Consider the following 26,386-nt stretch of genomic DNA (forward strand, 5'->3'; position numbering starts at 1 on the left):
AAAGATCTGCACAAGCCCATGCGGAAAGGCTCCCCTTACTTTAATGCCACCAATTTTTCCGCCACCTCGGTAAGGGTCTTGCCGGTGACGTCGGCGGGCAGGAAAACGTCGCCAGGTTGAAGTTCAAGGCGGGCACACCAGCCGGCAAGCGCGCCGGCCCGCTTGGCGCCGTGGCAGTCCCAGGCATGCACGGCAACGAGCGCCATGCGGCCTATCGGTGTTCGCATCTGCTCCGCGGCGAAGTGGTAGATTCTCGGGTGAGGCTTCCACATGCCGGCCGCTTGCGCGGTGATCACGTGATCAACACACTGAAGCAGTCCGGCACCCTCAAGGAACGATCGCGTGTTATCCGGGCTGCCGACCGTAAGGCAGCCGACGGTGATCCCTGCCTCCGACAAAGTGCGGAGGGCCGGTGCAGCGTCATCGAAGGTGGGCAGCGAGGCGAAGCCCGCGAGGATGTAGTCGATATCGGCTTCGCTGAGGGTCTGCCGCGACTCGGTCCGCAGGGCCTGACGGGCAACCGGCTCGAAGGGGGCGGCATCGCCGGCAAGGCTCAGTGCCATGGCATCGCGTTGGAATCGCATGAACCACGGACCCAGCATGGCTGCCGGTTGGCCTACCTTTTTGAAGCGTTCCGCCAGTGGATCAAGGTCAAGCAGGGTTTCTAACACATCGAAAACGACGACATTCGGTCGAACTGGCATTTGGGGTGCCTCCGTGTCGGCGATTGCGGTAACGTCGGTATGACTCCTGGCATTCTTCCGGCAGCCTACGCTCTCCTCCGGGATGCGTCCAGCGCCGCGCACCGTGGCCTATGCCCGCGTGTCCAGCTTTTGCGCTATAGTGGACCCCGATATCTAGACAGCAGTTTAAGCTCTGAGTGGGGGGCTGAATCGGGATACTAACAAGATGACTGAAAAACGGAAGAGAAACACGTACAACGCTGAATTCAAGGCGAAAGTTGGTCTTGAGGCGATTCAGGGGGTCAAGACCGTCAACGAGATCGGTCAAGCCTACGGGGTCCATCCCGCCCAAGTGACCCAGTGGAAGAAGGCGATCCTCGAGCAGGCTGGCACGCTCTTCGAAGGCAAGCGGGGCCCCAAGCCAGTGTCGGAAAAGGATGCCCCGGACCGTCTCTACGGTGAGATTGGGCGCCTGAAGATGGAACTCGATTGGCTCAAAAAAAAGTCCGGGATCAACCTGCCGTGAACCGTCAAGACTGGATTGACGCGGGTGGCGAGATCTCCATCGTTCGCCAGTGTGCGCTGGCCGGGGTTTCCCGGGCGACCGTGTATGCGCGCTGGCGTTTGTCACCGGATGAGGCCGGCGACCTGCTGCTGTGTGGACTCATCGACGAGATCTACACACGACGGCCGTTCTACGGGAGTCGGCGCATGGTGGTCGAGCTGCGGACCCAGGGCCATAAGGTCAACCGTAAGTGTGTCCAGCGCCTGATGCGTCGGATGGGGTTGGCGGCGATCGCGCCGGGTCCGCATACCAGTCGTCCGCACCCGCAGCACAAGGTTTATCCGTATCGGCTGCGTGGCGTTGTGGTCAACCGGCCCAACCAGGTTTGGAGTACCGACATCACCTACATCCGTCTGGCTCAGGGCTTCGCCTACTTGGTCGCGATCCTGGACTGGTACAGCCGCAAGGTCTTGAGTTGGCGGCTCAGCAACACCATGGATACGACCTTCTGCGTTGACTGCCTCGAAGAGGCCCTGCAGCTGTACGGGCCACCGGAGATCTTCAACAGTGACCAGGGCTCGCAGTTCACGGCTGACTCGTTCACTGGCGTGCTCAAGCGAGAGGGAGTCACTATCAGCATGGATGGCCGCGGAAGGGCCTTTGACAACATCTTCGTCGAGCGACTCTGGCGGACGGTGAAATATGAAGACGTCTACCTCAAGGGCTACGCCAATCTCAAGGAAGTCACGCTGGGACTGATGGACTACTTCGCGTTCTACAACGGCGAACGCCCCCACGCGGCTCTGGCGAACGAGACACCGGATACGGTCTATCGGAACCGGCAGGGCGGAGGCGCACTGATCGTGGATAAGTACGGCCCGTCGGCTGTGACGCCACCCAGTGAAACCGCAGTACCAGGGCAGCGCTGTTCCGCTGCGAGCGAACCCCAAGCTATTGCTTAAACTCGTACTCTTTCTGTCTTGACGATGGGGTCCACTTTACAAGGCCAAGGCAAAACTGGCACGACTGCATGCCCGCATTTAGACACTTCTGAGCAGGTTTGGGTAGGCATGAGGGAACGGTTGTGATTGCCGTGTTGATGGGTGATGGCATATGCCCAGGTTTTTAGTGGCTCGGTATTGGTCTGGTCGAGTCGGGTCTGTGCCCAAGTGGGAATTGCACCGTACTTCTTGACGATCTGTCGGGCAAGCATGCGCCGGGTATCTTCCTCGCGCCCTTGCTCAAGGGCCCCTATTTCCGGAGAGATTCGCAATGCACGGCATGTTCTGGTTGGTGCTATTGGTGGCGGCAGGGGCGTTCTTGTCGTTCTCGGAGATCGCGTTTGCGGCGGCTCGGCGGACGCGCTTGGAGATGCGCGTACGTCAAGGTGATTGGCACGCGCGTCTTGCGTTGCAGCTACGGGAGCAGCCGGGTCGCTTCTTCACGGTCATCCTTGTTGGTGTGAATGTTCTTGGCGTGCTCGGAGGGATGCTTGCAGAGGCGGTCTTGGCGCCTTGGTTTCAGTCGCTGATGGGCGGCGCCGAGCCGTGGCGTCTGTCTGGCGGCTTTGAACTCCAGACCAGTCTTGTGGCCTCAATTGCAGCCTTCTTGCTGGTCACGCTGGCCTTTGTTCTGTTCTCTGACTTGATCCCCAAGCGCATTGCATTGTCAGCTCCCGAGGGCGTTGCGGCGTACACTGCCCGGCCGATGCGCATACTGATCTGGGTACTGCGTCCGGTCGCATGGGCGATCGACGGTCTCGCGACGGCCATCATTCGACGCCTGGGGATCCAACTCACGCAAAAGGAAGCCGTCACCGCGGACGAAATCATCGCGATGACCGAGGCCGCGGCGCAGTCCGGCGAGGTGCTCATTGAAGAGCAGACATTGATTTCAAAGGTGTTTGCACTGGATCAGCGATTGGTTACCTCGTCGATGACGAGTCGCGACGACATTGTTTGGCTGGACCAGCAAGCCCTGCCGGAGCGGCTGTCGGAACTGATGCGCAAGCATCCGCGGCGCCGCTTTCCGGTGTGCGAAAAGTCGCTCGATCGCCCCGTGGGCTATGTCGAGACACACGATCTGCTCTCCCGTCTGCTGGCGGGTGAACCCATGGCCCTCACCCCCGAGACGATCCGGCGGGACCTGTTGGTTTTTCCCGATACGCTGACCCTGCTCGAAGCGCTGGAGGCGTTTCAGGGCGCCGGCCAGGATTTCGCCCTGATCATCAACGAGTACTCGATGGTCGTGGGGCTGATCACGTTACGCGACGTGATGGATACCGTCATGGCCGCGAGCAATTGGGCCGTGGAAGAACGCATGATCGTCCGTCGCGACGGCGACTCCTGGCTCATCAATGGCCTCACCCCGGTGGATGAGGTCTGCTCGGTGCTTCAGATCGAACGCTTCGAAGAAGACGAGAATTTCGAAACGTTGGCCGGGTTCCTGATGTGGAAGCTGCGCAAGATTCCTCGCCGCGCCGACGCCGTCGAGCATGCTGGTTACCGCTTCGAAGTCGTCGCGGTGGAACACTTCCACATTACACAAGTTCTTGCCACCCGCCTAACGCCGCCCGAACCACCTCCACAGTCCAATCTGTAGGTGGAGGGCGAGAATGCGATTGATCGCTTTCAGCCGTGATGATGCTCAACGGGCATCGGGCCTATGAATAGCATCATGGCTAATCCAAGCAAGATGAGCACCACGCCACTATCCGCAGTGGCACCCGGCGTTCTTCTCCATGTCCGGGCTATCTCTTTGTTCCAGCGATGGCTGTCGTTCCGTGCGAAGTGCGTGTGTGCGATGTTCAGGAAGATCACCGTCAGCGCGATATGTTCGAAACCGCGGCCGATGTCGACCCAGTGCCGCTCAGGAAAAGGCAGCGAGTTGTCTGTGGGGCCGCGGCTCGCCAAAGAGATGACCCTGGCCGTAGTCACATCCCGCCGCGATCAACAGGTCCCGTTGCTCGGGTGTCTCCACCCCCTCGGCGATCACCCGCAGACCCAAGCGATGGGCCATGCTGATCATGGTATTCACGATGGTTCGATCCGTCGCGTGATGGGGCATGTTCTGCACGAAGCCCTGGTCAATCTTCAGCAGGTCGATGGGATAGCGCTGCAGGCAGGGGATGCCCGTGCGGCTGATGCCGAACTGGCTCAGGGCAATCTTCATTCCGCTGTCGTGAACCTGAGTGATCCAGTCGTAAATCCGCTGGCCGTCTTCCTGCAGCAGACGCTCGGTGATCTCGATGACCACGCATTCCGGTGCCACGCCAAAGGAACGTAACTGTGCTTTCCATTCATCCACGCCCTGGACATCCCCCAGGCATTGAGCCGACTCATTGATGGCCACTTGCAAGGGGGGGGCGCCACGGCCGGCGTTGAATTGCTTGATGACGGCCAGGGACTCCTTGAATACCCACTGATCGATCCGGTGTAACAGGCCGCATTCCTGGGCCAGACCCAGGAACTGCCTGGCATGGAGTATGCCGAGTTCGGGGTGATCCCACCGCAGCAGCGCCTCGATCATGGCGGTTCGGGTCGTTGCCAGCTCGACAATGGGTTGGAAATGCAGGGAGAACTGGCCCCGCTCCAGGGCCCGAGGCAGATCGATCATCAAGGCATTGCGAAGCGCCAGGGCAGCATTACCCTTGCCTGAGTAATGCTTCAGACGGTGTCCTCCCTCCTGCTTGGCGGCGTACATGGCCTGGTCCGCGGCCCTGAGCAGATCCCTGATCTCGATGCCGTCGGTGGGGCAAAGGGCAATGCCGATACTGGTGGACAGGCTGAGTGTGTGGCCCTCCACGACAAAGGGTTGCTCCATAGCTGTGAGGATCTTGCCGGCCAAATCATCCGCACCGGCATCACCGGCCAGATCCTCCACGATCACCGTGAATTCATCACCGCTGAGACGGGCCAGGGTATCGCTCTTGCGCATGCTCCGGCTGAGGCGCTGGGCGACTTCCACCAGCAGGGCATCACCGACGTCATGGCCAAAGCGGTCATTGACCTCCTTGAACTTGTCCAGATCGAGGAAAAGCAGGGCCAGAAAGTGGCCGTGACGCCGTACCCGCGCGATTCCCTGGCGCAGTCGGTCCTGAAACAGCAATCGGTTGGGCAGGCCCGTGAGCGAGTCATAGTTGGCCTGACGCCAGATGGCTTCTTCGGCGCGGCGCTGTTCGGTAATGTCCCGGAATACGGTGATGTATCGCAGCGGGTGGCCCTGTTCGTCCTTGAGCAAGTGGATCGTGGTCCAAGCGGTGTAATGCACGCCATTCTTGTGACGATGCCCGATTTCTCCCTGCCAATGGCCGATCGTGCTCAAAGTGCGGTCAAGATGCGCATCAAAGCCCTCCGGCTCCTGGTGGGCGCGAATGAGATCGGTGGTCTGTTCGCAGGTCTCGTGGGTGGTGTAACCGGTCAGGCGGGTAAAGGCGGGATTGACCGACACGATCCGCCGGCGATCGTCGGAGATCATCACGGCCTCATCCAGGGCCTCATAGACGGAGGCCGCCACGGCCAGGGTCCGACGGGCTTCCGCCATGGCGGTCACATCCGTGCCGGTCAGCAGACAGTGGGTGGCTTCGACGGGGTGGATCCCGGCCTCGATCTGGAGCACCCGTTGGCCCCCGCCCACGGGGTGAATGGTCACTTCCCGGCGCTGGGTGAACTCACCGGCAAAGGCTCGGCGCAGCAGGTCAATGAGTGCGCCGCGCTGATCCTGGGTGACGAACAGCCCAAGCCGGCGTCCGACCAGTTGCTCACGGGGGATGCCCAGCAGTTGGGACGCGGCCAGATTGGTGTTGAGGATCGTCCCCTCCGGATCCAGGCTGAAATAGGCCACCGGGGCATGGTCATAGAGTTGCTCAAACAGATCCCGGGTGCGCTCCGCCTCTTTCCAGGCCTGTTGCAGGGCTTCGTTTTGCATCTCCAGTTCGATCTGGTGCACCCTTAGCTCGTGAATCAGGGCCTTGAGACTGGCTTGGTCGAGAGTCGGGTCCGCTGGAGGCTGTCTTTGTGCGAGCACCTCCTCTGCCTTGCGTCGCAACTCATCGGCATCTTCGGAGATGTCAGTGCTCATGTTTGCCGGCCTCTTCGTTGGTGCCCGAGCACGACGTCAGAGCCCGGAGTCTTGATTCCAGTGTTTTGGCCTTGGTGATGTCCGAGAAACTGATCACGACACCGGCAATCACGTCATCCAGGGTGCGATAGGGCATGATCTTCACCTGATACCAGCGGCCGTCGCGGGTGGGGATTTCTTCCAGTGAGAACGTCAGCGTTTGCAAGACTTCCCGGGCGTTTTCAAACAGGTCGGGGTAGTCCAGGTCGGTGACGATGTCGCTCAGCGGTCTCCCCACGTCGCCGGGGAGCAACTTGAAGATCTGCTGGGCCGGACTGGTGAAGCGTCGGATGGTCAGGTTGCTGCTCAGGAATATCGTGGCAACGTCGGTGCTGTTAAACAGGTTGTTCATATCGCTATTGGCTTCGGTGAGTTCCTCCAGCTTGGCTTGTAACTGCGCGTTCATGGTCTGCAGTTCCTCGTTCAGGGACTGCATTTCTTCCTTGGAAGTGGTCAGTTCCTCGTTGGTGGATTGAAGCTCTTCATTGAGATCCGTGGCGAAGATCTGCAAGGTCACCTGGCCGGTGGGGGCAACCGTTTCCAGTGCCTCGCGAAAGGCAATGGCCAGAGAATAGGCCTCCTCGCCCGTGGAGCACCCCGCTACCCAGGCCCTCAAGGTACTTAAGGGGCCGGCTCTTTGGATCATGGGGATCAGGGCCTGCTTGATCAGGGCCTCCCAGGCAGGGGGATCCCGGAAAAAGTGGGTGACCCCGATGAGCAGTTCCTGGAATAGCAGGTCCACCTCCTGGGGGTTGTTCCTGAGGTACTGGATATAGCCCGGCAGACTGTCCAGTTGGTGCAGGCCCATGCGCCGTTCGATGCGCCGGCACAGCGTTTTGGTTTTGTAGTGGGTGAAGTCATGGCCGGTACGTGCGCGCAGAATAACGATGATCTCCTCCAGTCCGATGCCCAGGTTCCCATCGCGGGGATGCCATGGCGCCGAGTCACCCTGATGATGTCGCCCCAGGAAGTGGGTGATGCGCTCAAACATGGCACTGGCCGGCAGGACCAGGTCCACCACGCCGGCGTCGATCACGCTGCGTGGCATGTCGGGGAAGCGAGCCTCCTCCGGACTCTGCGCCAGAGTGATGCCACCGTGCTCGCGAATGGCCCGCAGTCCCAAGGTGCCGTCACAGCCGCTACCGGAGAGGATCACGCCAACGCTGCGGGCCTGTTTATCCGTGGCCAGGGAATGCAGAAAAAAATCGATGGGTAGCTTGGCGCCCCGTCCGGCGGGTGGCTCCAGCAGGTGCAGCTGTCCATGCTGCACGGACAGGTTCTTGCCCGGCGGGATGACATAGACCTCGCCCGGCCGCACCGGCATGTGATCCTGTGCCTCCCTTACCGGCAATGGCGTGGCCTTTTGCAGGAGTTCCGGAAGCAGGCCGCCGTGATCGGGGAGTCGGTGTTGTACCACCACGAAGGCCAGCGGACAGTCTGCCGGCACGGGTGTGAGAAAGTGCTCAAGGGCCTCCAGGCCGCCGGCCGAGGCGCCGATGCCCACGATCACGGTCGGGGCGGGGGAAACCATGGGTTCCGGGGGGGGTGCGCCATCCGTCGAGGGGTGGCTGGTGGGTGGAATTGTGCTCTGTGGCAAGGGGTCCTTCCTCGTGCGGTGGCAACACTTGGAAGCATATACCATGGGTGCGAGGATGAAGGAACCGGGAGGGGCAGGGTCACGATGCCCCGCGCCCGGACTCATGCCGCCGCCGGGTCCCAGGCACCTCTCTTGGGTCGGGGGACGCCGGCAGTTCGATGCCTCTTTCCCCAAAACCTCTCAATTAGGGCGGAGCTGGATTAGAATCGACAGCCTTGGCGCCCCGCTCGGCGCCGTTGAGCCCAAGCCGTCACCTCCGTGGCGAACAACCAGGAGTAGAAACCCGCAATGATCATCAAACCCCGTGTCCGCGGCTTTATGTGCGTTACCACCCATCCCCTGGGCTGTGAGGCCAACGTCAAGCAGCAGATCGACTACGTCAAGGCGCAGGGCCCGGTCGCCGCTGGGCCGAAGCGGGTCCTGGTGATCGGGGCCTCCACCGGCTACGGCCTGGCTGCGCGGATTACCGCTGCCTTCGGCTCCGGCGCCGCGACCTTGGGGGTGTTCTTCGAGCGTCCAGGCAGCGAGAAGAAGCCTGGTACCGCCGGCTGGTACAATTCCGCCGCCTTCCACAAGTTTGCCGAGGCCGAGGGGCTGTACGCCAAGAGCATCAACGGCGATGCCTTCTCCGACGAGATCAAGGCCAAGACCCTGGAGACCATCAAGCAGGACCTGGGCCAGGTGGACCTGGTGGTCTACAGCGTCGCCGCGCCGCGCCGCACCCATCCCAAGACCGGCGAGATCTTCAGCTCCACCCTTAAGCCCATCGGCAAGACCGTCACCCAACGTGGTTTGGACACCGACAAGGAAGTGGTGAAGGATTTCACCATCGAACCGGCCAGCCAGGAGGAGATCGACAGCACCGTGGCCGTGATGGGTGGCGAGGACTGGCAGATGTGGATCGATGCCCTGGACGCCGCCGGCCTGCTGGCCGAGGGCGCCCAGACCACCGCCTTTACCTACCTCGGCGAAAAGGTGACCCACGACATCTACTGGAACGGCACCATCGGCGCCGCCAAGAAGGATCTGGACCGGCGGGTACTGGACCTCCGCCGGCAGCTGGCCGCGCGCGGCGGCGATGCCCGGGTGACCGTGCTCAAGGCGGTGGTGACCCAAGCCAGTGCGGCCATCCCCGTCATGCCCCTTTACCTGGCGCTGCTGTTCCGGGTCATGAAGGAGAAGGGCACCCACGAGGGCGTGATCGAGCAGATCGACACCCTGTTCCGCGAAAGCCTGTACGGCAGCGCCCCGGTGCTGGACGACGAAGGTCGCATCCGGGTCGACTACAAAGAGCTGGATCCGGAGGTACAGGCGCGGGTCGAGGCGCTGTGGGGCCAGGTCGAGGACGACAATATCTATCAACTGACCGATCTGGCCGGCTACAAGCACGAGTTCCTGCGTCTGTTCGGCTTCGACGTTGAGGGCGTGGACTACGATGCCGACGTCAATCCGGACGTGGAGATCCGTGGGCTGGTCTGACCCGCCACTGTGCCGGCCCACACGCAGCGGCGATGAGGGCGAGAGCGATGTCAAAAAATAAGAAGCCCAAATGTTGCAAGAAGTACAAAGACAAAGATCGCAAACACTGCAAGGATTGCCCTAAGCGCAAGGGCTGATCCATGGATGGTGTGGTCAGTGGGGCCGGGCAGACAGCTGCTGGGATTTTAAAGGCAATGGGGCACCATCAGGTGCCCCATTCGACTCTGATACAGTCGAAACTACTCACTCCGCCACGAGGCGACCCTCAACTGCCCGGGTGACCGGGGAATGGTTCTCAAATTCAGCGATGAAGGCATCAAGCATCAGAAAGAAGGTGTCCTCGCAGAAATTACCGGAGCGTTTGCAGGCCTGTGCGAGGGATTCATAGAAATCGCCACCGCTCGCCAGGAAGTTATTGGTTACGATGCGGTAGGTCTGATCGAGGGTAACCTCCTCACCACCGATCTCCACACGTGTCACCACGCCGCCATCACGCAGTGAATCCGCGCACGAGGCCGGAGGCAGAACCGCCGGGTCGGCCTGAATGTCCGCAACCGTTGCCAGGCAGTAGGTGACCGTCATGCCCGCGACTTGAGGCCAGGCACCGGTTGAGCGAATACGGTTTTCGCCGGCGTCGTAGGCATGGGTCAGTCCGTTGTCGAGTGCGGCCACCAGCTCCTCTCCAGTGACATCCATTACAACCAGTGAGTTGCCGAATGGCAAGACCGAGAGCGCGTCGCCGTAACTGACATCTCCCGAATCGATCGAGGCCCTGATGCCGCCCCCGTTGGCGAGGGCTGCGTCGACGTTCAGGGGTGCGATCTGATCGAAGTTCAGCATGGTGTCGGTCACCAGGTTGCCCAAGGGCATTTCCTCGTAGCGCATGCGGTTACGGTTACCGTCGAAGACCATCCCAGAGGAGCCGATGATCACATCGGCAAACGCATTCACAGGGACCCGGTAATCCGCCACCTTCTGCGCCAGGTCGGGTTCCTCCGCGATACTCAGTTCAGTCATGATCGGGCCACCGGACCAGTTGACGACCCGACCGCGGTCATCGAATTCCACATCAAGACGCCCAACAGCCCGTGTCCACTCCCATGCGCTGACCACGAGTGTCGTGTTGCCGTCGAGGTCTTCGACCACTGCCGGGTAGGGACCCCGGATATGGCGATGCGTCCACTCCGGCAAATCGTTTTCGTCTCCCAGCAACACATGGTCATGGCCAGATACGATGATGTCGACGCCAGAGAGCTGTCCGGCAAGACGAAGGTCATCGGTGTAGTTGACGTGTGAGAGCAATACGATGTGCCGAACACCGTCGTTGTGTAACCGGTTGACCTCTGCTTGCACGCTGTCGACGTAATCAAGGAACACCACGTCGGATCCCGGGCTGGAAATGTTCTGTGTCGTGTCGGTGATCAGACCAACGATGCCGATCCGGACTCCCGCCTTGTCCACAATCGCGCTGGGCTGAACGCGAGCATCCAGTTCAGGAACACCGGAAAGATCCAGGTTGGTCACCACCACAGGCATTGCAGCTGCTTCGGTGGCATAGTCCACACCCGCGATGGTCACGGGCAGCCCCTCAAGGCGGGCCGCCAAGTTAGCCGGACCCAGATTGAATTCGTGATTGCCCAGCGTGATGGCGTCGTACCCGATGTCGTTCAGGAACATGATCGCATCGGAGGTCTTCCAGGCGTTCCAGAAGATCGTTCCCTGCGAGTAGTCGCCGGCATCCACGAGCAGCACGTTGTCGTCACCGACTTCGGAACGGACCTGGTTGACCACGGTTTTCACGCGGGCCACGCCACCATGTTCGGGGTCGCCGTCAAACGTCGCGGAAACAGGTTCGAGACGGGCATGAATGTCGTTCGTGTGTAGCAAGGTGAGAGTGGCGCGTGGAACCGTATCTTGGTCATTGCTCGAAGAATTTGACGAGTTGCACCCGATCAGCCAGATGGGTAGGCCCGTCAGGAGTAGAGTGAAAATCACCTTTCTCATTGGAAATCAACCCCCTAGGTCTAGTCCCTTCAATGATAAAGTCAGTGTGCCAAGGCTAAGGTCGAGACACGAAGGGGCTCTCTGCACGGGATATGTCGCATGGCAGCCTCTCCGTAAAGTCACCGGATGCAATGCTAGCGTCAGGGTATGACAGCGAAGTGATGGAGGCATGAAGCTCCTCGGACGAAACAATGACAGGGGGCGGCGCCCGCTGTCACGACAACAAAACCGGGCCCTGGTGATGGTCGAACCGCTCATCGTGCTGTCTGAGAGTCGACTGCATGCCCGAGTAAACGGTTGATGAGAAAGAAGTTTGCAGTGGCCGCCGTGCTTGATCCCTTATGCGGGATTGAACATGATGGGCTGGACTCCAAGAACAGGCAAAATAGGCATTCCGGATGTTAGGGGATCAAGGACGCAACATGGCGCACCTGCTACGCATCGTGATGATTCATGGCCATCTCGAAGGGGTGGTCGAGCTGGATGTGGATGGTCACACCAATATCTGCGGCACCAATGCCTCGGGCAAGACGACCCTGCAGCGGCTGGTGCCGGTGTTCTACGGCGAGTTGCCCAACAAGGTGGTGCCCCGGACGCGGCTCAAGTTCGACCTTTTCTACCTGCCGCACCGCAATAGCTACCTGGTCTATGAGTACCGTCGCGAGGCGGGTGATGTCTGTCAAGCGGTCCTCACCCGCAAGAGCGAGGGTGGGGTGGAATATCGCTTCGTCGGTGCTCCCTATCGCCCCGAGGATTATCTGGTCGTGAGCGAGGGGGGTGTGACCGCGCTGGATTACGTCCAGTGGGCCACCGGCCTGCGCCGCCAGGGCATCGAGGTATCGCAGAAACTCGGTGCGAGTTCCGAATACCGCGCGGTGATCCAGAACGATTTCACCCAGCAATACGGCAACAGCCGCGAATCGCTGCGCCTGCGCCAGATGGCGGCCCGCTTCAGCCTGGTGGGTACCGGGCATCGCATCCGCCACATGGAGAAGCTGGTCTCGGCGGTGCACGCCAAGGAGGGCAAGATGGACACCCTCAAGACCATGCTGGCGGCCATCTTCGAGGAAGATGGCGTCGAGCTGCCGGTGACCCGTATCCGCAATACCAAGGCCCGGGAATGGATCGCTCGCATGCGCCAGTCCATGCGTCTCGCCCCCCTGCAACGGGCCCTGGAAGACCTGCAGCGCCTCGACCGCGAGATGGCCGATCTGGAGGCTGCACTGTCTCGGCTACAGCCCAGGCTCAAGGCGGACCTCCAAGGTGCCGAGCGCGCAGGCGCTGACCTTGAGGCTCAGCTCAATGCGCTTCGGCGTGAGTTCCAGGCCCGCGAAGAGGCCCATGAGGAGGCCCGCGGTGCCCTCAACGACCGCATCAGCGAACTGGACAGCGAACTGGATCAGACTCGACGCGTGCTCGACGACCTGCAACGCCAGTTTGAGGCCTTCAAGGCAGCCGATATGCCCGGGCTTGAGCGCGACCTTGAGGCACTGCCCCATTGGCGTGAAGCGTTGCAGCAACTACGTGATCATCTGGAGTTGATGCAGCAGGCGGCGCAGGAGAGCAGGGCACGCCTGAATGCCCGGCTGGTGGAGCTTGGCGATCTGCTCGAACGCCGCGGCGATGAGGCTCAGGCCCGCATCGACGCCCTCGACAAGGAGAAGGAAGCCTGTCGCGAGGCCCGGAGTGAACAGGAACAACGCCTGGAGGCCGACCATCAGGAACGCCGAAGGGCAGTGGATGATGGCTACCGCAGCCGCCTGGATGAGGGGGCCAACCGGCTTGCCGAGCTCAAGGCCCAACTGTCCCATGACGGCCAGACGACCGAGGAGGTCCACGAGGCCCAGCAGGTCCAGGCCCGGGTCGACCAGGCCCAGAGCGAACAGGGAGCGGCGGCCGCCGCGGTGGAGGCGATTCGCGGCGAACTCGAAGCGTGCAAGCGTGAACGGGATCATGCCGAGCAGGATCTGGAGCTTGCCCGTCAGCAGCGCTCCCGGGCCGAACGGCGCCTTGATGGGTTGCTGATCCAGCGTGATCCCGCCCAGGGCAGCCTGCGCCATTTTCTGCGCCACCAACGCCCGGGTTGGGAGCAGAGCCTTGGCAAGGTGATCGCCCCGGAACTGCTTGATCGTCGCGACCTGGCCCCGCAGTTCAACGACGCTGCCAGCGACGATCTTTATGGCTTGGTGGTGGATCTCGCTGCCATCCCCCTGCCTGATCACGCCTGGGATGAGGCCACCTTGCTGGCCGAGATCGAGACTGCCCAGCAGGCGCTGGATCAGGCGGGTAAGGCCGAAGACTCTGCCGAGAAAGCCCTCAAGGCCCGCCATGACAAGGTACAGGAGGCCTCCGCACGGCTCGATCGTGCCCGCGCCGCCCACCGCCGTGCTGCTGAAGACGTGAACTATGCCCTGCAGGCGCGCAACCAGTGCCACCAGCGCCACGAGGCGGCCCGTCAGGCCCGGCGGGCCGCCTGCCGCGAGGCCCTCAAGGAACAGGAGAGCCTGCAGCAGGCACTGAATGAGGAGCGGGAACAGGCCCTGCAGGCGCTGGCCGAAAGCCACCACGCCCAGCGCCAGGCACTCAACGACGAATTCCGCGGGCGTCTCGCCGGTTTCGATGAGCAGATCGCCCAGCACCGGCGCCAGTTGGCCGAGTTCAAGAACGAAAACCGTCGTCAGCGCGAGGAACTCGAGGCCGCCTTCGAACGTGAACTGGCCGAGCAGGGCGTGGACACCGCCAGTCTCAACGAGACCCGCTCACGCTCAAAGGCGCTGGAGCAACGCATTCGTCAGACCGAGGGCCGTCGTGAGGAACTCGAAGCCTACGCGCGTTTCATGCGGGTGGACTGGGGCGAGCGCAAGCCGCATCTGCTGACCCGGCAGACCGAGCTGGGCCGCGAGCACCAGAGTGCCGTGCACGAACGGGAACAGCTCAAGCAGCAGTTCGAGACGGCCCGAAAGGCACATGGGGCAGCGGTTGCCGATCTTGAGAAGCGGCGCGGTGCTGAACAGCAACTGGTCGAGACCCTTGCACCACTGCTCACCCGGCTTGACGACTTGCACCTGGAGCCGGCACCGGCCTCCCAGGGCGAGGCTCCGGGGGATGTCGGCGAGCGCATCGAACGTGTCCGTCAGGCGCTGGCGGATCACACCCGCACCCAGGACGCGCTGCGTCAGGGCTGTCAGAACATGGAGTCTGACCTGATCAAGGGTGCCAGTGCGGATTTTCACGAGACCCTGGCTGCAGAGCGCGCCCGGCTCGACGACACCGGCCCCCGTCGCATGCTCGGTGTGCTGGCCGGCATGCTCCAACTGCTCGAGAGCCGACAGGAGCAGCTCCAGCAGGAAGGACGCAACATGGGCGACGACCTGGACAAGTTCTTCACCGTGTTCCGCGACCTCAACCGACGCATCAACGCTCAGAGCCGACGCCTCTCCGACGAGGTGGCCGATGACCTCAAGCTGGAGGGCATTGGTCGCGCCGAGGTGAAGATCCAGTCCACCATCGACGAACTGGGGTTCTGGGAGCCGCTCAAGCGCTTCACCCAGCGCTACCGGGAGTGGCGTGATTCGGGCCAGCCGCTGCCCGGAGACGACTATCTGGATGCCCTGGCCGACGTGGTGGAGTTGCTGCGCAGTGATCAGCAGTACAGCTTCGAGAGCCTGCTGCGCCTGGAACTGCACCTGAGTGAAGGCGGCACGGACCTGGTGATCAAGAGTGACCGCCAGTTGCTGGAGTCCTCCAGTCACGGCATGGCTTACCTGATCCTGTGCAAGTTCCTGCTGGCCTTCACTCGCCTGTTGCGCGGCCAGGCTCAGGTGGCCGTTCACTGGCCCATCGACGAGATCGGCACCCTGGCCTATCACAACGTGGAGAAGATCTTCGACGCCTGCGACAACAACGATATCCATATCGTCGGTGCCTTCCCCAACCCGGAGTCGGACGTGCTGCTGCTGTTCCACAACCGCTACCTGATTGACCGCGATGAGTCGGATCCCGGCAAACGCCGTCTCAAACGCATCGAACCGCGTCTGAGCCGCCTGGCCCAGCGTCTGCAGGCGCGCGCCGAGGAGGTGTCCCCATGATCGAACAGGGCCCGCTGCTGGAGCGTCTGCTGGCCGGCGAATTCCTCTGCGCGGTGAGCGATGAAACCGCCTTCCGCCACCTTCAGGATGAGACGGTCCGTGAGCAGATCGACGCCTACCTGCGTCCGCTCAATCGTCGTTTGGCCACCAACACCGATGGGAATGTGTATTTCCTGGCCTGGCTGCGGATCGATGAGGCCGCCCGTGAGCAGCTTTCCCGGCAACTCAGCGACACGGTGGGCAGCCTGCTGCCGATGCTGGAGTGGCTGCAGCTGGTGCAGGAGACATTGGGTCGCGACGGTCTGGCGGCCCCCGGGGACGTACTCAAGCCCGCCGACTTCAGCTCCCGCTGCGAGGATCACCAGGGCCTGCGGGATCGCCTGGATCGGCTGGCCTCCGATCCCTTTTTCGGCTCCCAGAGTGACCAGCTGGATGCCCAGCTCAAGCAGGTCTTCAAGCGTCTCAAGGAGCATGGCTACCTGCTGCAGCCCCATGCCGACCGGCAGTACTACGTGGTGACCGGCAAGATCGACTACCTGATTGATCTGGTACGCTTCATCCGCGACGAGGAGCATCTGCCCATCAAGGATCAGTCCTCGTCCAGTCAGCAGAGTCTGCTATGAGCAGCGGTGATCCTCATGCCCTGGAGAGTCGGCTGATCAGCCTGGGTATTGACCGCCTGGGGCTGCTGGGCCGGCACGCCGAGACGCTGATGGCGGGCTACGCCCGCGACGAGGTACCGCTGGAAGGTCTGAGCACCCAGGCCCTGAACCGTCTGCTGGGTGCGCGGATCCTGTGGCGCCCCGACGAACAGGGCGGGGTGAAGCTGGCCCCCAAGGTGCGCGAGCTGATCGCCGAGATGCTGGCCGACGAGGCCCGCCGTCACGTCAATGCCGATGTGGCCGAGACCCTGGAGCTGATGCACAGTCTGGTGCAGAGCTACCGCGAGGCCCGCGACGCCGGCGAATATTGGCGCCAGGAACAGCAGCTTCTGCGCCTGCGCCAGGAGGTGGATGACCTGAACGGTCGTTTCGCCGACGCCATCGACAGCCTGTGGCGGCGCCTCAACAGTGACTTCGGTTTCGTCAGTCGCCTGGGCGACAAGATCCGCGAGAACGAGCGCGCCCAGAAACAGATCGTGCGCCTGCTGGACGGCCTGGAGCTGATCAAGTTCGACGAACTGATCGAACTGGTGGGCAGCGACGGTGCCCTGCGCAAACTGCTGGTCAGCGGCCTGCAGCAGCAACTCACCCACCATTACACCAGCCTGCGGGAGGTGCAGCGGCGGCTGATCGAATTGATGGCGCGGTTCCGTCAGCAGCAGTCGCGCAGCCGGCTGGTGGCCGGCATGGTGGGTTTCCTGCGCGAGCACCCAGGCTTCGTGCCTGGAAACTACGCTCGACGCAGCGAGGTGCCCGAACTGATCAACCGGGCGGCACCCATCAGGCCCGCCGGGGCGGTTGCCCTGGATCACGATGCCGACGCACGCCTGATCACCGAACTGCTGCACTGCCTGCCACGGTCGGTGTCGCGCCCGGAACCGGTCACCGCCGCCGGTGTCGCCGAGTGGCCGGAGGACACCCGGGTGGCCGCTCGCCGGCAGGCCCTCAAGGAAGATGTGGAGGGATTCTATCTGGCGGTGGTGGATCAGGACGGCGAGGGGGTGAGCGCCCTGGAGTATCTGCAGGGGAGCGATCTGGACTGGGACGAGGAACTCTGGCTCTTCCAGGTGATTGCCGAGTATCAGGCGCTGCCGCGAAGCGAGCAGCGTGCCTTCCGGCTGCACCGGGTGGAGACCGAGGCCAGCCCCTTCAACCATCTGCGCCTGATTCACGATGTGCACTTACGGCTGGCGCTACCCGCATGAGCCTTTCAGCGAGTGCCTACCGGCTGTTGCGTGATGTGCGCAGGAAGCTGCGCCAGGAAACCCGCGTCGACAAGTCCCGCGGTGGCAAGGTCATGGCGGAGATCGAGGCCTGGTGCCATGCGCATGACGTGGAATTGGGCATGCGCTGCGCCGGCCGCACCTTTCGCTTCGACCAAGACCTGCTGGCGCAGATCGATACGATCCTTGAGGCATCGAGTTTGCCGACCCTTGCGGTCGATCTTGGCGGCCTGACCACTGCCGAACAGGCCCGTCATGGCAATCTCGAAGAGAAGGGCCTGCGGGAAAGCCCGCGCCACCACCGTGTGCTGGTCAGCCTGCCAGCCGGAGAATCCCGGCCCGGCATCACTCCGGCGCCCCGGGACATCCAGGATCTCGACTGGCGCCATATCGATCTGTCCGCCTTCGATGTCCTCGTTCAGGTGGAGAACCTGGATAGCTTCTACGACCTGGAACCGGGTCTTCCCGTGCTGGCACGTTGGTCCCGTCCACTGCTGCTCTATCGCGGCGACAGTCATTATGGCGGTGGTTTCGGCAGGCTGGCGCAGGCCTGGGCCGGCACGGGCAGGGCGCATGTCTACTTCGGCGACTTCGATGCGGCGGGTGTCCGCCATGCCCTGAGTAGTGGCGCGACCGATCTTTTGCTGCCGCCTATCGCCTGGCTGGCCGAGCGGGCCACCGCCGGGCATCTGCCCGCAGAGCAGCAACCCTGCCAGGCAATCTTGCGTGACCATGCGGCACGCCTGCCCTCGGGGCATCCGCTGGCCGATTACCTGGCCCTCATGCTTGGGCAGCAGCGCGGCCTGCGCCAGCAGTGGTTTGGTGCCCAGCTGATGGTGGTATCACTGGCGCCATCTTCCGCCCCGGACCGTTGATTCATCCAGCCCCGGGTGGATGCAACTGTTCAAGCCCCGGCTTCTCGTGGCTTCGAGAGAGCAATGTTCGCGGCCCGTCGAATGGCATGCCTGAAGCCGCCGATTCCGCTAGGATATCGGCTATTTTTTCGCTCCTGCCCGTCGATGGCGGGCCTTAGCCAAGGATTCGTGGCCATTTCAGTTCAGTTTTTATGGTCATTCTTCTGTAAACAACCCGCGACTGAAGTCGCAGGCTTTATCGTAGGACGAGACAATGCCTATCCCCGACATTAGGCCGGTTTACAGCAGCCCTTGGCGAGACGGCAGTCTCGCCAATCCGCCGATATTAGCGCCTCGGTGGAGAACGGCTACAGATCCTGTGCTCCCACCGCTTTGCGGTAACCTGGGATGCCGGCCACCGGGAACCCCGGTGCGCACCATTGGATTGGGAGCCATGCACAGCGACTTGAACGCAAGTGGCTTGATTTTACCACAGGGTGCGCTTCGCCCAACCGCAATTCCTCCCGCGATTGAAATCGCGGGTTTCCTTGCGGAGGTTCTATGAAAATGCTTGTCAAACCCCTGGTCATTGCCGGCCTGCTTGCACTGGGCGGCTGGTATTACTATGCGCCTTACTACACGGCTTCCCAGATGCAGGTGGCAGTGGAAGCCCGGGATGCGGACAGGCTGGCCCGCCATGTGGACTTTCCGGCCCTGAGGGAAGATGTGCGTCAGAGCCTCAATGAGGTTCTGGCCCAGGAACTGGCGGATTTTCGCCGGGACAACCCGTTCGGCGGGCTCGGTGTGGCGGTGGCGGGTGCGCTGCTCAAGCCGCTGGTGGATGCCGTGGTTTCTCCGGCCGGGATAGCCACCATCATGGAGGGATACATCCCCGAGCCGGATGGTCGCGGCATGAGCTTTACTTCCCAGGGCGAGACCCGCATCCGCATGGGGTATGCGGGTCTGGACCGGTTTGTGGTCACCATCGAAAGCGAGCGTGACCCGATTCAGCAAGTGGATCTGATCCTGCATCGACAGGGGAATTTTTCGTGGAAACTGGCTTCCCTTGGCCTCCCCTGGGCTGCCGAGGTCCGGCCCTAGGGAGGCGGGGACGGCCTCAGTCCGCTTTGTTGCGCTCTTCCATGGGCAGGTAATGGGCGTTTGTGGTCCCCGTGTAGATCTGCCGCGGCCGCGCAATCCGGCTACCCGGCGCCTGGTGCTGTTCCCACCAGTGGGCGATCCAGCCGGGTAGCCGTCCGATGGCGAAGATCACCGTGAACATGTTGGTGGGTATGCCCATGGCCCGCAGGATGATGCCGCTGTAGAAGTCCACATTGGGGTAAAGCTTGCGATCCACGAAGTAGGGGTCCGACAGGGCGATCTCCTCCAACCGACGGGCAATGTCCAGCAGGGGATCGTTGCGGTTGAGTACAGGCACCAGTTCCTGGGCGATCTTCTGCAGCATCTGGGCGCGGGGATCGAAGTTCTTGTAGACCCGGTGACCAAAGCCCATCAGCCGCACCTTGCTGTCCTTGTCCTTGGCCAGCTTGACGTATTCCTCCGGCGTGATGTTGCCCTGGTGGATCTGCTCCAGCATGTTGAGCACTTCCACATTGGCGCCGCCGTGCAGCGGTCCCCACAGGGCACAGACCCCGGCGGCACAGGAGGCGAACAGATTGGCGCCGCTTGAGCCCACCATGCGCACGGTGGAGGTGGAGCAGTTCTGCTCATGGTCCGCGTGCAGGATCAGGATCAGGTTCAGGGCCTTGCTGACGATTTCCGGACAGACGTACTGCTCGTAGGGCTGGGAGAACATCATGTGCAGGAAATTGGGCACGTACCGCATCGCCGGATGGGGATACATGTAGGGCAGGCCCTTGGAATGCCGGTAGGCGTAGGCGGCGATGGTGCGCACCTTGCTGATGAGGCGGGCCGAGGCCTGGCGGAACTGCTGCTCGTCTTCGAGTTCGTGCAGTTCCGGATAGAAGCAAGAGAGGGCGTTGATCATGGCGGACAGGATGGCCATGGGCGGCGCGGCCCGGGGGAAACCCTGGAAGTGATACTTCATGCCCTCGTCGATGTTGGCGAAGCGGGTCAGATCCGCCGAGAAGGAGGCGTATTCCTCGGCCGTGGGCAGGGTGCCGTTGATCAGCAGCATGGCCACTTCGATGAAGGAGGGACTGTCGGCAAACTCCTCGATGGGGATGCCGCGGTAGCGCAGGATGCCCTTATCGCCGTCGATGAAGGTGATGCCGCTCTCACAGCTGCCGGTATTGCCGTAGCCGGGGTCCAGGGTGATGTGGTTGGTCTGGCCGCGCAGGTTGGAGATGTCGATGGCGCGCTCGCCCTCGCTGCCTTCCACCACGGGGAGGCTGATGGTCTGCCCATCCAGTGTCAGGGTGGCGTTGCCTCGGGATGTGGATGGGTTAGGGCTGGTCATGGAAGGACCTCCAGGGCGGGTGAGGGACAAAGTGACGGCCGAGCCGTAAAAGACTCAAGATATGCAATGCGGGCATCACAGTGCAATGGGTCATGCAGGTACCTAAGGCGCTTTCTGCAGACGCTTGAGTCGTTCCATGAGGCCGATGCCTTGTTGTCCCAGTTGTCTGAGCTGATCGGCCAGCTGTTCCTGCGGACCAAAGCGGGCTTCATCGTAGCCATGGCGACGGGTCGGCAAGGGCAGTTCATGCTCACGCATCGTGACGGTATCGTCTCGGCTGAAAAGGGCCTCCGAGCGTGGAGTCGGGGGTGATGGGGATTCTGCCGACGGCATTGTATCGGGTTCATCCCGGGGTGTTTCAGTCTCATCCGGTACCTTGTCAGGCGCCCTGGTATCAAGCCAGCACTGGCTGAACCGACGGCCGGGAGTCTCGACCGGCGGTGCATTTTCCAGGGCATCGGCCATGCGCTGGAATGTCCTGTGGGAAGGGTCATGCTCGGGGAACAGGGCCACGGGATACTGTAGCAGTACGGCGTTGCGCAGGCTCTCATCCCGCTGGATGAAGCTCAGAAAGTTGACTCGGGCCTTGAGGTATTTCTCAACCGCGCCACTGAAGCGCTGAAAGACATTGCGGGCCTCATGCACATCACCGACCATGTTGACCAGAACTTGGCAGTTCACGTCGCCCTGCCGCAGGGCCAGACGCAGCAGGGAATAGGCGTCCGTCAGGGAGGTGGGCTCCGGGGTCAGCACCAGCAGCATGCGGTGAGCGGCACCGATGAACGAAAGGGTGGTCTCGGAAATGCCCGCCGCGGTATCCAGCAGCAGGTAGTCGAACTCGTCCTCGATGCGGGCCAGCTCCCGGGCCAGGTGCTGTTTTTGGTGGATATCCAGGTCCACGCACTCGGAGATGCCATGGGCACCGGGGATCAACTTCAGACCATGGGGGCCTTTCTGGATGACCGCTTCAATGGTGTGCTTGCCCGAGAGTACGTGCTCCAGGCTGTATTCCGGCCTCAGTCCCAGCAGGAGGCTGACATTGGCAAGCCCTGTATCCGCGTCCAGGATGCAGACGCTGTGTCCGCGCATGCAAAGACACAAGCCCAGGTTGACCGCGATGCTGGATTTGCCCACGCCGCCCTTGCCGCTGGTAATGGCGATGACCTGGGGGCGCCGGTACTCCGCTTTGTTTGCCGATCGGGGGTGCGCCGGCGCTTGAGCGGCCTTGGCGTGAGGTTTGTCGAGGAACATACTTTATCTCAAAATCCACACTATATTTGTGATCAAACAGAGTTTAAGTATTCTCCTCTGATCAAGTCATTCCCGCGCGGGCGGGAATGACGGTGGGGAAGCTTTCTTGACGTTATCATTCATCGGTCGGCCGGTCCGACCGGGGGCGTTTGCCACCAGGGGGAGAGCCAGCGGTATGCGCGTAACGACCCGTCGGGCCATTGGATAGTCATGGCCCAGGAAAATTTGCTGATGGAGACGATGCCGAGCCTGCCGCAGGTTCTGCTGAACATTCTGGATGCGATTCAGGACGAGCAGGCCGATCTGCGCAGTTTGGGCGAGATCATCCTGCAGGACCCGGCCATGACCGCACGCCTGGTGGCGGTCGCCAATTCCGCCCACTATGCCAGGGCCGGAGGCTGCCATTCCCTGGATCGCGCCGTCATGATCCTGGGACAGCGCACGGTGAAGAACGTGGTCATGACGGCGGCAATGAAGCAGGTGTTCGATGAATTTGGCCGTCGTCACCGTCGTTTCCTGAAGGAATCCTGGCGTGGCACCCTGGTCACCGCCGCCCTGGCCCAGGCCCTGGCCGCCCTGACCCGTTACCCCCGTCCGGAAGAGGCCTATCTGTGCGGCCTGTTGGTCAATCTGGGACGTCTGGCCCGATTGACTCTGGATGAGGCCCGTTATCCCGCACTTCTGGAAGCGGCAGAGAACGATCAGGACCTGATCCGCCGGGAACAGGCCACCTACGGCGGTAGCCATTGCGAGCTGGCGGCCGGTCTGATGGAGCAATGGGGACTGAGCCCCTTGCTGGCCGATGCGGTTCGCTATCATCTGGAACCGGCGCTGCAGGTGCGGGATGCCCATCACCTGGTGAAGTTGGTGAATCTGGCCCATGGGCTGGGGGCGGGCGAGAACCTCCGTGATGGTGCTCTGGAGGCCGCCGACATCCTGTTCGGGCTCAACGAGGGCTTGAGCACTGAACTGAGGGCCGGGGTGCAGGGAGATGTCCGGCGTCTGGCGGCGGCCCTGGAAATCGATCTTGATGGTCAGGACCGGACGATGTCCGATCGCCACGCCGAGCGGCGGTTGGGCGAGTGTCTGAGCGACCTGGGTCAACTTGACAGGGTGCAGGCGGAGTTGAGTCGGGTGCGGGATGTCAGGCATGGCTGCCAGGCCGTGCAAAAGGTCCTGTTCATGACCCTGGGGGTGGAACACAGCCTGCTGTTTCTCATGGATGCCCGTCAGGGCCTCATGAGTGCATGGATGGATCCCGCCGATGACGCCGCCTTCGTGTTGCCCCTGGAGCGTGGCAGGAGTGCCGTGATCGATACGAACCTTGATCGCCGCCCGCGGGTATTGTCCCGTTCGGAAGAGGAAAGCCTTCCCGTGGTGGATCGTCAGCTCTTCAGGGCCTGTCATGCCGATCTGCTCTGGCTGTTGCCCCTTGTCGGCGGGGATCGTAACGTGGTCGGCGTGCTGGTGCTGGGTGTCCCCGGCGCCCAGTCGGCCCGCCTGGAAGGGCGCCGCGGTTTTGTGTTGGCCCTGGCAGGGGAAATCGCCCGGTTACTGGCCGATGATCTGCAACCTCCCGGGGTTGATGGATCCGATCTGCAGAAGCATGTCCATGAAATCATCCATGAAGCGGGCAATCCCCTGACCATCATCCAGAACTATCTGGCCATGCTGCGCATCAAGCTGGGAGAGACCCATGAGTTGCAGCAGGATCTGGATCTGATCCGTGAGGAGATCGACCGGGTGGGACGGATCCTGCTGCGAATGAAGGACGTGCCGGCGCCGGGCAGGGCCGAGGACTTGCCTCTGGATCCACTGGTGCAACAGGTGGCCGAGATTTTCAGTAATTCCCTATGTCAGACCCGCGGGATACGGCTGTCCCTGAGTCTGGCCGCGGGTGAAGCGGGTACCCTCGGTCACGCCGATCACCTGCGCCAGATCCTGACCAATCTGTTGAAAAACGCCATTGAGGCATTGGGAGAGGGCGGGGAAATCCTGCTTGGGACCCGCGCTCCGGTGAATCTCAACGGCTGTCCATACGCGGAGCTGACAGTCCAGGATGATGGTCCCGGCATTCCGGACTCGATCCAGTCGCGGCTGTTCTCTCCGGTGACCTCCACCAAGGGGGAAGGGCATTCCGGCCTGGGTCTGAGCATCACCCGGCGCCTGATCGACGAGATGGGCGGGAGCATTGTCTGTGCCAGCGGCACGCAGGGTACCCGCTTCCAGATTCTGTTTCCGCTCGATGGTCAGGGATGATGCGACCATGAACATTTCCCGGACCCCGACAGATGAATTCAGCACCGCCTTTTCACGAACCGCAAGACCCTGCCTCCGCCCGCATTCTGCTGGTGGATGACGATCTTCGTCTGTTGTCGAGTCTGCGCTCACTGCTGGAACTGCATGGTTTTCGGGCGGACACGGCGGGAGGCGGGCGGGAGGCCATGGAAAAGCTGCGGGAGCGCAGCTATGACCTGGTGTTGCTGGATCTGGGCATGCCCGAGGTGGGGGGGCGGGATGTGCTGCGCTTCATGGCCGCCGAGCAGCTACCCTGCATCACGGTGGTGGTCAGTGCCAACAGTTCGATCCAGGACATGACGGGGGCGCTTCGGGATGGTGCCTATGATTACCTGAAGAAACCCTATGTCTCGGAAGAGCTGTTGGCGACCGTCCACAATGCCCTGCGTCGAAAGCATCTGGAGGAAATGAACCGCTGCATGCGAGGGCGCCTGGAGCGTTCGGAACGCCTGCACCGGCTGATCGTGAACAATTCTCCCGATATCGTCTTCATTCTGGACGAGGCGGGACATTTCAGTTTCATCAATTCCCGGGTGACGGATCTGCTGGGCTACGAGCGCGAAGCCCTGCTGGGATGCCCGCTATTGTCTCTGGTGGACGAGGAAGACCAGGAAAAGGCGCATTATTTCCTGGGTCAGGTGATGCGCCGGCACCGGGATGTCCGTTCCGTGGAGTTGATTTTGCGTCCTTCCGGGCAGATACATAGCCGAAGACACTTCGAGGTGGCGGTCTGGCCCCAGCAGGAAGAGCTGGAGCATGGTCCCTTCGGTGATATGGCCCATTCCATCTACGGGACCGCCCGGGACATCACCGAGCGCAAGGAATCCGAGGCCTTCATCACTTTTCAGGCCTATCACGACCTGCTGACTCGCCTGCCTAATCGGGCCCTGTTCAAGGACCGGGTCAGCCTTGCCATTGCCCAGGCCCGGCGCAAAGGGGTGCGGCTGGCCGTCATGTTCATCGACCTCAACCGTTTCAAGGTCATCAATGATTCCCTGGGACATACTCTGGGGGACCGGCTGCTGCAGGCAGTGAGTCAGCGGCTACTGGCTTCCATCCGACAGGGTGACACCCTGTCCCGTTTCGGCGGTGATGAATTCACTCTGTTGCTGCCGGAGGTCCAGGATGCCCACGCCGCCGGACAGGTGGCGCAGAAGATCATCGACTGTCTGAGCCGTCCCTTCCAGATCGGTGGTCACGAGCTCTATGTGGGAGCCAGTATCGGTATCGCCCTGTATCCGGAGCAGGGGCAGGGGCTGGATGAGCTGATCAAGCACGCCGACATCGCCATGTACCGGGAAAAGCGTTCCCGCAGGAACGGGTTCCGTGTCTTCGACCCCGAGATGGGCAGCGATGCCCAGCCTCTGCAGCTGGAACAGGATTTTCGGCGGGCGCTGGAGCGGCGGGAGTTTCAGATCCTCTATCAGCCCCAGGTGGATGCGGACCGAGGCCGCTTGGCCGGCGTGGAGGCGCTGGTCCGTTGGCCTCACCCTGTCCATGGTGTGCTCAGTCCTGCGGATTTCATTCCCTTGGCGGAAGAAACCCGTCTGATCATCGACCTGGATCATCTGACGCTGCGTTCGGCTCTGGAAGAGGTGGGGCGGCGTCATCTCGGGGGCTGCGCCGACATGAGACTGGCCGTGAATCTCTCGGCCATCGTGGTCGAGCATGACGATTTCGTTGCGCGGATCAGCGAGACGTTGTCGGAGACCCGTTTCCCGCCCCATCTGCTGGAGCTGGAAATCACCGAAAGCCTGCTGATGAGCGATGCCCATGCCACGGTGGAGAAGCTCGCTGCCCTGAGTCGGCGGGGGATACGCATTGCCATTGACGATTTTGGGACGGGCTATTCGTCCCTGAGCTATCTGCAGAAACTGCCGGTGCATACCCTGAAGATCGATCGCAGTTTCACTCAGGGGATCAACGCCCGCGAAGATCAGTCCTGCCTGGTGAATGCCATCGTGTCCATGGCCAAGGGGCTGCAGATGGGGGTGGTTACAGAAGGGGTGGAGACCGAGGTGCAGATGGATTATTTACGCAGCCTGGGTTGTCCGATGATGCAGGGGTATCTGTTCGGGCGGCCGGCGCCGTTGTCGGACATTCTCGAACGACCGTTGCCGTTGGGTAATCGGGTAAATGGTCACCTTGATGAAGCTCCGCGACAAGCCTAGGGGCGGTCTGTCA

General features: G+C 62.1%; 15 protein-coding genes and 1 pseudogene. 10 read left to right on the forward strand and 6 right to left on the reverse strand.

Annotated features, from left to right (window positions below; genetic code table 11):
• Positions 1 to 35: 35 nt before the first annotated feature.
• Positions 36 to 704: an HAD-IA family hydrolase gene (locus ACLF6L_RS01515; protein WP_238617821.1), complete on the reverse strand. Its 669-nt coding sequence runs from the start codon at positions 702 to 704 to the stop codon at positions 36 to 38.
• A 205-nt stretch (positions 705 to 909) separates the two neighbouring features.
• Here ACLF6L_RS01515 and ACLF6L_RS01520 point away from each other — a divergent pair.
• Positions 910 to 2,150: pseudogene (locus ACLF6L_RS01520) on the forward strand (IS3 family transposase).
• A gap of 310 nt (positions 2,151 to 2,460) precedes the next feature.
• Positions 2,461 to 3,789 (forward strand): hemolysin family protein, encoded by a 1,329-nt coding sequence (locus ACLF6L_RS01525; RefSeq protein WP_238617820.1) that lies wholly within the window; start codon positions 2,461 to 2,463, stop codon positions 3,787 to 3,789.
• 267 nt (positions 3,790 to 4,056) lie between these two features.
• Here the strand turns inward: ACLF6L_RS01525 and ACLF6L_RS01530 are convergent, their stop codons facing one another.
• Positions 4,057 to 6,267 (reverse strand): EAL domain-containing protein, encoded by a 2,211-nt coding sequence (locus ACLF6L_RS01530; RefSeq protein WP_412852203.1) that lies wholly within the window; start codon positions 6,265 to 6,267, stop codon positions 4,057 to 4,059.
• On the reverse strand, positions 6,257 to 7,837 hold the full coding sequence (locus ACLF6L_RS01535) for a chemotaxis protein CheB (protein ID WP_412852204.1): 1,581 nt from the start codon (positions 7,835 to 7,837) through the stop codon (positions 6,257 to 6,259). Before ACLF6L_RS01535 ends, ACLF6L_RS01530 begins: the two co-directional genes overlap by 11 nt.
• A gap of 354 nt (positions 7,838 to 8,191) precedes the next feature.
• On the opposite strand from ACLF6L_RS01535, the gene fabV reads away from it, so the two are divergent.
• Entirely contained in the window at positions 8,192 to 9,382 is a 1,191-nt protein-coding gene (gene fabV, locus ACLF6L_RS01540) for an enoyl-ACP reductase FabV (RefSeq protein WP_238617817.1), read from the forward strand.
• A 243-nt stretch (positions 9,383 to 9,625) separates the two neighbouring features.
• Here the strand turns inward: fabV and ACLF6L_RS01545 are convergent, their stop codons facing one another.
• Positions 9,626 to 11,386, reverse strand: coding sequence for a bifunctional metallophosphatase/5'-nucleotidase (locus ACLF6L_RS01545; protein ID WP_238617816.1), 1,761 nt, complete (start codon positions 11,384 to 11,386; stop codon positions 9,626 to 9,628).
• Between the two features lie 422 nt (positions 11,387 to 11,808).
• Between ACLF6L_RS01545 and ACLF6L_RS01550 the strand changes: the two genes are divergently transcribed.
• From ACLF6L_RS01550 to ACLF6L_RS01570, 5 genes are all read left to right on the forward strand, one after another.
• Positions 11,809 to 15,474 carry an ATP-binding protein gene (locus ACLF6L_RS01550; protein WP_412852205.1) on the forward strand — a complete coding sequence of 1,222 codons (3,666 nt, stop codon included), beginning with the start codon at positions 11,809 to 11,811 and terminating at the stop codon, positions 15,472 to 15,474.
• Entirely contained in the window at positions 15,471 to 16,097 is a 627-nt protein-coding gene (locus tag ACLF6L_RS01555; RefSeq protein WP_238617814.1) for a condensin complex protein MksE, read from the forward strand. The genes ACLF6L_RS01550 and ACLF6L_RS01555 overlap by 4 nt, the downstream gene beginning before the upstream one ends.
• Positions 16,094 to 17,341: a hypothetical protein gene (locus tag ACLF6L_RS01560; protein WP_412852206.1), complete on the forward strand. Its 1,248-nt coding sequence runs from the start codon at positions 16,094 to 16,096 to the stop codon at positions 17,339 to 17,341. The genes ACLF6L_RS01555 and ACLF6L_RS01560 overlap by 4 nt, the downstream gene beginning before the upstream one ends.
• Complete coding sequence (locus ACLF6L_RS01565) at positions 17,338 to 18,234, forward strand: hypothetical protein (RefSeq protein WP_412852207.1); 897 nt, start codon at positions 17,338 to 17,340, stop codon at positions 18,232 to 18,234. Before ACLF6L_RS01560 ends, ACLF6L_RS01565 begins: the two co-directional genes overlap by 4 nt.
• A 546-nt stretch (positions 18,235 to 18,780) precedes the next feature.
• Positions 18,781 to 19,314 carry a DUF2939 domain-containing protein gene (locus ACLF6L_RS01570; RefSeq protein WP_412852208.1) on the forward strand — a complete coding sequence of 178 codons (534 nt, stop codon included), beginning with the start codon at positions 18,781 to 18,783 and terminating at the stop codon, positions 19,312 to 19,314.
• Between the two features lie 16 nt (positions 19,315 to 19,330).
• Here the strand turns inward: ACLF6L_RS01570 and ACLF6L_RS01575 are convergent, their stop codons facing one another.
• The gene (locus tag ACLF6L_RS01575) at positions 19,331 to 20,653 is read right to left on the reverse strand and encodes a citrate synthase (RefSeq protein ID WP_008933002.1); all 1,323 of its coding nucleotides are present in this window, start codon (positions 20,651 to 20,653) and stop codon (positions 19,331 to 19,333) included.
• Between the two features lie 102 nt (positions 20,654 to 20,755).
• Positions 20,756 to 21,904: a MinD/ParA family protein gene (locus ACLF6L_RS01580; RefSeq protein ID WP_412852209.1), complete on the reverse strand. Its 1,149-nt coding sequence runs from the start codon at positions 21,902 to 21,904 to the stop codon at positions 20,756 to 20,758.
• A 210-nt stretch (positions 21,905 to 22,114) separates the two neighbouring features.
• On the opposite strand from ACLF6L_RS01580, the gene ACLF6L_RS01585 reads away from it, so the two are divergent.
• Together ACLF6L_RS01585 and ACLF6L_RS01590 are read left to right on the forward strand one after the other, a co-directional pair.
• Positions 22,115 to 24,163 (forward strand): HDOD domain-containing protein, encoded by a 2,049-nt coding sequence (locus tag ACLF6L_RS01585; protein ID WP_412852210.1) that lies wholly within the window; start codon positions 22,115 to 22,117, stop codon positions 24,161 to 24,163.
• A gap of 32 nt (positions 24,164 to 24,195) precedes the next feature.
• Positions 24,196 to 26,373, forward strand: coding sequence for an EAL domain-containing protein (locus ACLF6L_RS01590; protein WP_412852211.1), 2,178 nt, complete (start codon positions 24,196 to 24,198; stop codon positions 26,371 to 26,373).
• The last annotated feature ends 13 nt before the right edge of the window (positions 26,374 to 26,386 follow it).

Origin of the sequence: Ectothiorhodospira shaposhnikovii, assembly GCF_047222355.1 — a bacterium.
GTDB lineage: Bacteria > Pseudomonadota > Gammaproteobacteria > Ectothiorhodospirales > Ectothiorhodospiraceae > Ectothiorhodospira.